9 protein-coding genes are annotated in these 7,897 nt (G+C 37.5%); 1 reads left to right on the top strand and 8 read right to left on the bottom strand.

Features of this window, described 5'->3' with window-relative positions:
* Positions 1-238: 238 nt before the first annotated feature.
* Positions 239-838, bottom strand: coding sequence for an NAD(P)H:quinone oxidoreductase (wrbA, locus tag ABDZ84_RS07270; RefSeq protein ID WP_026679655.1), 600 nt, complete (start codon positions 836-838; stop codon positions 239-241).
* A 372-nt stretch (positions 839-1,210) separates the two neighbouring features.
* Here wrbA and htpX point away from each other — a divergent pair, with 372 nt between their 5' ends.
* A complete protein-coding gene (htpX, locus tag ABDZ84_RS07265) occupies positions 1,211-2,086 on the top strand; it encodes a protease HtpX (protein ID WP_343780723.1) in 876 nt (291 codons plus the stop codon).
* A 50-nt stretch (positions 2,087-2,136) separates the two neighbouring features.
* On the opposite strand, the gene ABDZ84_RS07260 is transcribed toward htpX, so the two are convergent.
* The 7 genes from ABDZ84_RS07260 to ABDZ84_RS07230 form a co-directional block, all read right to left on the bottom strand.
* Positions 2,137-2,736: a response regulator transcription factor gene (locus ABDZ84_RS07260; protein ID WP_026679657.1), complete on the bottom strand. Its 600-nt coding sequence runs from the start codon at positions 2,734-2,736 to the stop codon at positions 2,137-2,139.
* Positions 2,733-3,875: a sensor histidine kinase gene (locus ABDZ84_RS07255; protein ID WP_026679658.1), complete on the bottom strand. Its 1,143-nt coding sequence runs from the start codon at positions 3,873-3,875 to the stop codon at positions 2,733-2,735. The genes ABDZ84_RS07260 and ABDZ84_RS07255 overlap by 4 nt, the downstream gene beginning before the upstream one ends.
* Before the next feature lie 185 nt (positions 3,876-4,060).
* Positions 4,061-5,104: a Delta(5) desaturase DesA gene (gene desA, locus ABDZ84_RS07250; protein WP_026679659.1), complete on the bottom strand. Its 1,044-nt coding sequence runs from the start codon at positions 5,102-5,104 to the stop codon at positions 4,061-4,063.
* A gap of 186 nt (positions 5,105-5,290) precedes the next feature.
* The gene (locus ABDZ84_RS07245; RefSeq protein ID WP_026679660.1) at positions 5,291-5,659 is read right to left on the bottom strand and encodes an FAD-binding protein; all 369 of its coding nucleotides are present in this window, start codon (positions 5,657-5,659) and stop codon (positions 5,291-5,293) included.
* 260 nt (positions 5,660-5,919) lie between these two features.
* A complete protein-coding gene (locus tag ABDZ84_RS07240) occupies positions 5,920-6,462 on the bottom strand; it encodes a D-glycero-alpha-D-manno-heptose-1,7-bisphosphate 7-phosphatase (protein WP_026679661.1) in 543 nt (180 codons plus the stop codon).
* 479 nt (positions 6,463-6,941) lie between these two features.
* Positions 6,942-7,463 (bottom strand): DUF6944 family repetitive protein, encoded by a 522-nt coding sequence (locus ABDZ84_RS07235; protein WP_026679662.1) that lies wholly within the window; start codon positions 7,461-7,463, stop codon positions 6,942-6,944.
* Positions 7,464-7,624: 161 nt separating this feature from the next.
* On the bottom strand, positions 7,625-7,840 hold the full coding sequence (locus ABDZ84_RS07230) for a hypothetical protein (protein ID WP_343780718.1): 216 nt from the start codon (positions 7,838-7,840) through the stop codon (positions 7,625-7,627).
* Positions 7,841-7,897: the final 57 nt, after the last annotated feature.

Here is a 7,897-nt window from a genome sequence, read left to right as displayed (position 1 = left end):
TGCCCGCGGAAAGCGAAGTAATTAGTCGGAGCATTGCCAATATACATCAAACATTTCAAAATAACTACTTCGCTTAACGCAGTCATTGCACTGATTTTATACTTTCTTAACTTACGAGTAAAGGGAGAAGCTAAGAGCTTCTCGCCCCTCTCACACCCTAGATAGTCGCCATGCCTGGCGCATCTAAAAAAGCTGGTCAAATCATCAAAGATTTGACCAGCTTATACTATTCTCCAAACTATTTAACTTTTTCAGCTACTTCAACTGTACGTTTTGCTTGATGCTTAACAGCAGCTTCTACATCCTCTACCATTTTTCCGTCTTGTCCTTGGGTTACACTTGTACCATATGGATTTCCACCAGCTCCAAAGATTACTTGGTCACTATATCCTGGAGGTACAATTATAGCTCCCCAGTGCATCATCGATGTGTACAGTGATAAAATGGTAGCTTCTTGACCACCATGCGGATTGCTGGCAGATGACATCGCACTTACTACTTTGTTAACCGTTTTACCTGCTCCCCAAAGACCACCCTGCATATCTATAAATTGTTTCATCTGTGAAGCCACGTTACCAAATCGAGTAGGGGTTGAGAAAATGATTGCATCAGCCCATTCAATATCATCGGATGTAGCTTCTTTTACATCTTTTGTTGCATCATAGTGAGCTTTCCAAGCAGGGTTTGACTCAATTGCAGCTTCTGGTGCAAGTTCAGGAACTTTCACCAACCTTACTTCAGCTCCTGATTCTTTCCCAGCTTCCTCAGCCCATTTAGCTAACTCGTAGTTCGTTCCTGTAGAACTATAGTAGATTACAGCTAATTTTACATTGCTCATCGAATTACGCTCCTTTGTAAAAAGTTTTTCAGCTATTTTATCAAGAAATTTCATATTCCTTAATATCTCCTTGCTGTTCTGATTTATTCGATAAAGTAATCGTTATTACAAACCAACCAAAAGAATTAATTCTGGCTATTCATTAAAAAGTTAATTACTTTATGTAACTATAGTAAAATAACCATAAACTTATGTCAAGTAATTTTATTATAAAAAGTAACTATAATTAAATATTGGGTTTTTACAAGGATCTATCGCCTATCCTAAACCTTCCAAAAATACATCTATAAAATTTGTTGTAAGGCGACGGGCTACATAATATAATGAATGTGAATGATCCACAGATACAGATTATAGGTAAAGGGTGAGAATGTGGGAAAACGAATATTTTACTTTTTGTTAACGAACATTTTAGTTCTAGCAACAATCACGATTATTTTTACGCTCATTCCTGGTACATGGAACTATATTCAGGCGGACGGAACACTTCATTTAGGCACATTATTAATTTTTAGTGCGATTATTGGTTTTACAGGATCATTCATTTCATTAGCTATCTCACGTTGGATGGCAAAACGAATGATGGGTGTCCGCGTCATTAATCCTGAAAAACCAATGTCAGAATATGAAAGAGCAGTAGTAGAGAAAGTACATCACTTATCTCGAGCTGCCGGATTAATGCATATGCCGGAAGTCGGCATTTACGATTCACGTGAAGTCAATGCATTTGCTACTGGACCATCGAAAAAACGCTCCTTAGTAGCAGTATCTACTGGTTTATTACAGGAAATGGATGATGATGCTGTTGAGGGTGTTATTGCCCACGAGGTAGCTCACGTTGCCAATGGAGATATGGTAACGATGACACTCTTACAAGGTATCGTGAATACCTTTGTTGTGTTCTTAGCTCGAATTGCGGCTTTTATTGTCTCTCGTTTTGTTAAAGAGGAATTAGCACCAATCGTCCATTTCATCGCGATTATCCTCTTCCAGATTGTCTTCTCTGTCCTAGGAAGTCTCGTTGTATTTGCATATTCAAGACACAGGGAATTTCATGCTGACAGAGGTGGTGCAGACCTGGCTGGTAAAGATAAAATGAGACATGCTCTCGAATGTTTACGTATGTATACAAACCGTGTTCGAGGTGACGAAACTTCGATTTCTACTCTAAAAATAAACGGGGCTAAAAAATCTTCTATCTTTTCAACCCATCCAAATTTAGATGAAAGAATTGAGCGTCTAGCTTAAGTCAGTTATCACCTCCCTTACTTAGGGAGGTTTTTTCATCAAATCAGACCTTACTCAATCCATCCCGAATCCTTCAACTTTGCAATTGCCTCGATCCGATTTCCAACTTCTAATTTGTCCAATATTACGGAAATATAATTCCGAATGGTACCTGTGGTAATATATAATTCCTTAGCAATCTCTTTGGTATTTTTCCCTACCGCTAATAGGCGTATAACTTGTTCCTCACGTTCTGTTAATGGATTTTCATTCTTATAAGCCAAATCAATAAGCTCTGGGGAATAGACCTTACGCCCACTTACGATAACTCGTATAGAATTGGCTAATTCCTCACTGGGACTATCTTTTAATAAATACCCACTTACCTTAGCGTTTCTAGCACGTTCAAAATAACCAGTTCTAGCAAAGGTTGTTAAGATGATTACCTTGCAATTATTATCTTTTAATTCTTCAGCAGCATCCAAACCACTTTTTATTGGCATTTCAATATCCATCATACATATATCTGGCTGTTGCTCCTTAACTAATCGAACTGCTTCTTCTCCATTACTTGCCTTACCAACAATTTCTATGTCCTCTTCTAAATTTAGTAATGCACCTAATGCACCTAATAACATCGTTTGATCTTCAGCCAGAACAATTCGTATCATTCTACCTTCTCCTCTCCCGTTTCTGATTGTTTGATGACATTTGGGATACGAATAGTTAATACAGTCCCTTTTGTGCCTGTAATTTCCAGGTTCCCATTTACAAATTCTAAACGTTCTTTTATACCACGAAGCCCATTCCCTTTATTATCTTGCAACATCTTTGCATTACCTACTCCATTATCTTTAATCTCCATCATCCACGCACTCGCTGTTTGATGTACATTAATATAACAATCGGTAGCATAACTATGCTTTACCACATTGGTGACAGCTTCTTTCAGGCACATACTCAATACATTCTCTACTAAAATGGGAGTTTTTATAAAGTCAGCATTGATGTCTGTATGTAACTGCATTTGTGCAGCATCCATCATCTGTCGAGCATGAATAATTTCTTCTTTTAACTTGACTCTTTTCATTTCCGAAACCAAGTCTCTTACTTCTTTTAACGCTGTCCTAGCTGTTTGATTAATATCCTGCAATTCATTTTTAGCCGATTGTGGATCAATCGTAACTAGCTTACCTGCTAGATCACTTTTCAAACCAATAAGCGATAGCTTTTGTCCTAAGGTATCATGCAAATCCCTTGCAATTCGCTGACGCTCTTTTATAACCATCAATTGTGAAATTTTCCGATTTGCATCCTCTAACTGGTGCTCTAATTTATCCTGTTTATTCCGATTATAAAGTGTAAAAGGTAAGAGGATGACACCAAAAACGGTTATCGCAATAAACGGCAGCTGTGATAAAAAGAGGGTACTTTGTATATAAAAACCAAGACTAACTGCCGATATAGTTGAAACTAAATGAATAACATATAATGTGATAAATCCATTTTTACTTTCCAAATTACCAATAAAAAATGCTAGAAACAACGAAAAATAAACATACCCAAAATATAAAGTCATCCCAATACTTATCGCCATTTGGATACTAACGGAAAAATAAACCGTCCAGCCTTTTTTTATAAAAGAAAGCCGATAGGTGGTAAAGAAGCACACAATTAATACAATACCTATACCAACTTCCAAAAGTGATGAAGAACGAATAATAAAATAAAAGGGCAATAAACAAAAAACAACCCATGCAAATGCACTTAATCCTGTATTTTTTGGGAATATATGATACCAATTTTGCATTGTTTGCCCTCCTTAAGCTGATGTATTAAGTATAGCAATATTTTCGTGCCAACTCATTCCTTTCGATAGGATTCAACACCATTTCAAAAAAATACCGAACTACTATCCGGATATAACTTCTATACACTAGGATTATAGTTCGGAGTTTCTTTATCTTCTTTTTTCATTACTGGCGAATGTTACAATTATTTCTCTTGAACACTTGTTTTCATAGAAATATTCACATTCGTGTTTTTCTGCAATGTCTTCAATTCTTTAAAGCTGATAAATGTTCGTGAAGCTTCATCATACAGACGGAATCGAATGGATTGCAAACTAGTTAACAATGTAATCGTTGTTGCTTTTTGCAGAGGTGGTGTTGATTCATGAGCATCTTCTAAGTGGTAATTAGGAACTTTTGGACTCAAATGATGTACATGGTGATAGCCAATATTTCCCGTCACCCATTGTATTATTTTTGGCAGCTTATAATATGAACTTCCATCCACAGCAGCTTTTACGTAATCCCATTCTGCTTCGTTTTCAAAATAGGAATCTTCAAATTGATGTTGTACATAAAAGAGCCAGATACCTAGCGAGCCGGATAAGAAAAGAATTGGTAATTGAATAATGAGAAAGGCTTGCCATCCAACTATCCAAATTAGTGAGGCATAGATGACTACGATGGACAAATTAATGAAATACGTATTTAAACGTTCCTTACGTCTTGCACCTTTTCTGTTAAACCGATTCGATAGTAAAAAAAGATATAATGGTCCTAATCCAAACATAATTATGGGATTTCGATAAAGACGATAGGCGAGTCTTCTCCAAAAAGATGCTTCCTTATATTCGTTAACTGTCATTACCCATACATCACCTGTACCACGTTTATCTAGATTGCTACTCGTCGCATGATGTATCGCATGACTACGTTTCCACTTTTCAAAGGCAAACAATGTAATAATTCCTGTGAGTGTACCCACCATTCGATTTGCTTTTGGGCTCTTGAAAAAAGAACTATGTGTGCAATCATGGAAAATAATAAATATCCGAATAACAAACCCTGATGCCACAACTGCCAGTCCAAGCGTAAGCCAAATAGAAATGGACAGACTTTGATAAGCAAGAAACCAGAGAACTAAAAATGGAAGAATCGTATTAACGAGTTGGATGACACTTCGCCTTACATCCGAATTTGCAAAAACTGCAACACTTTTTCTTAATTGAGTTTGTTTCTGTCTACTCATGTTTTCCTCCTAGTTACTATCTTTTCCTATCATCGTAAAGGTTTTACCTAATGATAAGAAGACATAAATATCAAGGAGCGTACATGACAAATATCATATCTGCTATGTTACAACTTCATAATTCGTTGATTAACGCTTCACCTTCTCTCTTATCAGTGAATAAGCGCCCCCCAACAAACGGATCTTTCAAAGAATGGTAATCATGCATACCTCCACCACCAAAACCGTTACTTCTCTAACTGCATATAAGTCCTGTATACATTCACCTGAAACGTCCAATACATGTCCGAATAGATCTGTTTGTAATCCACCTAATGTTTTTCTACTCAGTATATATAGCCGAACTGCAATGAGCGGACCATTTTTACTATCTAAAATTTTATGCGGTGATGCTACGAGAATAAACTTATCTCCGACATATTCTCTTGAACCCCTTATTGCTGTTACCTGTACATCTTTTGAAAATGTATTATCTATTTCACGATCTCTCGCTTGAATCTGCCTTTCTATTGCATCTATACGAAGAAGTTTTTGACCCCAATGCTCTCGAATCATGAATTCGCATTCTTCGCTGCTCTGGTGAATTAACTAACTAAAAACAGACCATCAAATGACTACCATGCTTACCCAAAAGATTGCTCCGGTTCTTGGTCTAATAACAACATGCGTCTCCCTCCACGCAACCTCACTTGCAGTAACAATTCTCGCTAGTCCTACTCCAACAATAATGACATTATATTACATAAGCTACCTCCTCAGTAAGGATTCATTAGATTCGCTATTCCCACAGAGAATCCTTCTCTAAAGAGGCTTGTTTAAGTGTTCGTATTCCATTTAAAATAATGAGCTACATGCCATAAATCTTTAAACTCAAGGTCAGCAGTAGGCTGTTGTGCATGTCGACGATCTCCAACGAGTATTGTATTTACTCCTGCCTTTTTTCCAGCCTCTATATCCATTTCTCTATCTCCCACCATATAACTATGACGAAGATCAATTGCATGCTTCCTGGCTAAATCGTAAATCATTTGCGGTTGAGGTTTACGGCATGCACAGTTAGCATGCGGTTTATGAGGACAATAGGCAATATCATCAATGACTCCATGAAATTCGGCTATTTCTTCCTTCATTCTTTGGTGTACTTGATGTAATGCTGCTTCGTTCATATAACCAAGACCAAGTCCACCTTGATTCGTAACTACAAAAACTTTATACCCTAAATGATTGAATAGGTTGATAGCCTCTCCTACACCATCAAGCAGGTAAAAATCCTCTGGCTGATTTACAAATTTCACACGTTCTGTTAATACTTCATTGATAACTCCATCACGATCTAAAAACATTGCAGGCTGTTTCATCTAATCCCCCTATCCTTCATAATCCTTAGTATGTACGAAGAGGCCAAGATTTATATAAAGTAAAACTTCAATCCGCGGGGGTTTTGTTTTCCCCACGGATTGGTAGTACCACAAGGGTATGACCTAAAGGCCTAGAACCAATCGGACATTTACTGGCAGTTGATCCTCCATTTACCCATATTAGTTTCGCTTTATTGCTTGATGTGAGGGGCTTACTGCCAGTTAAATGCGGGAGATATGTCGCTTATGGCGCTGCGATTATCTCAACAAGCACATCATCCATGAATGATGCACTAATAAACCTTTAGGAATTAACAAATTATTTCTACCGATAGATTCACTTGATGGAATATCAATTTCCAAATGACTAAACCTGATCTGTGAATTCTCTGCTTTGTCTCGGCGTAGCACTGATACTCAAAATTTCCTATTCTATTATACCCCTTGTTTATGTTGGGAAGATGTCAATCTTGTTTTCGCTATTTGGTCTGCCCTAATGCCGAAATCACCGACCCGATTGCTTGAATCCAACTTCCAATAGCATTTACTTCTTGCGCGTCATCGCCAGTTCTTCCCGATAGAGCTTGTAGCGAATTACCGATAGCTTGAAGTAAATTACCATAAATATTACTAAGTTCATTTTCATTTGGCTCATGTCCTAGAGCGTCCGCTAGTGCTACTCCACCACCTAAAGCTTGAAGTAAATTACCTTTGATATTTAAATCATTCTTTATTTTTTCATTAAAATCAATAACAATTCCAGTAATAACTGTTGAGTTACCAATTGCTTGAATCTCATTGCCTAGTTTATTAAGTGTAAAGTGATCAATACTATCTGCCACTAAAGAATTTCCAGTTGCTTGCATTACATTTCCAACTAAATTCAGTTCCTTCGCCAAGGGAGCTGGTATATTTATAGAGGGGGTTGAGCCTATTGCTGATAAGGTTGTTCCAATCGCTTGTACCCACGACCCAAATGTTGCTTTCCATTCATTACTCATCAACTCAGCACCTCCTCCTAACCATATTGTAAACATTGTAAAACAGCTTTGTTACATCCTTCATGAAAAATAGATAGATGAATGACGTACAATAGCCAACTAGCAAAATTCGCTCAGTCCTTATCACTAAATGCTCAGGTTTACGCTTCCTCTAGTAGCTATTATGGAATAATAGCTACTGCTTGCTTGACCACCACTCCGGCTGCCCACTTCCCTTTCCGTGGGGTTTGTCCTTCCGCTAACTTTTTTAGCAAAACCCGCTCAAAAAAGTGGATCTTCAGGTCAAACATTTCCCACAGGAGTTGAAGTGGCCGGCCTTCGCTATTATCAGGCTCTACAACGCTAGCATGAAGTAACACAGCTACTTTTATACGCACGGATAGCGATTTTCACTTTACCCATTGTAAAAAAAGTCAACCTATTACTTATGACAA

This window comes from Virgibacillus salarius, from assembly GCF_039521925.1.
GTDB lineage: Bacteria > Bacillota > Bacilli > Bacillales > Amphibacillaceae > Virgibacillus > Virgibacillus salarius.
This window is presented reverse-complemented; position numbering and strand designations above follow the sequence as displayed.

Excerpts from the sequence above, each read along its gene's own strand:
- wrbA (WP_026679655.1), bottom strand. The coding sequence starts at position 838 with ATGAGCAATGTAAAATTAGCTGTAATCTACTATAGTTCTACAGGAACG.
- ABDZ84_RS07260 (WP_026679657.1), bottom strand. The coding sequence starts at position 2,736 with ATGATACGAATTGTTCTGGCTGAAGATCAAACGATGTTATTAGGTGCA.
- ABDZ84_RS07255 (WP_026679658.1), bottom strand. The coding sequence starts at position 3,875 with ATGCAAAATTGGTATCATATATTCCCAAAAAATACAGGATTAAGTGCA.
- desA (WP_026679659.1), bottom strand. The coding sequence starts at position 5,104 with ATGAGTAGACAGAAACAAACTCAATTAAGAAAAAGTGTTGCAGTTTTT.
- ABDZ84_RS07245 (WP_026679660.1), bottom strand. The coding sequence starts at position 5,659 with ATGATTCGAGAGCATTGGGGTCAAAAACTTCTTCGTATAGATGCAATA.
- ABDZ84_RS07240 (WP_026679661.1), bottom strand. The coding sequence starts at position 6,462 with ATGAAACAGCCTGCAATGTTTTTAGATCGTGATGGAGTTATCAATGAA.
- ABDZ84_RS07235 (WP_026679662.1), bottom strand. The coding sequence starts at position 7,463 with ATGAGTAATGAATGGAAAGCAACATTTGGGTCGTGGGTACAAGCGATT.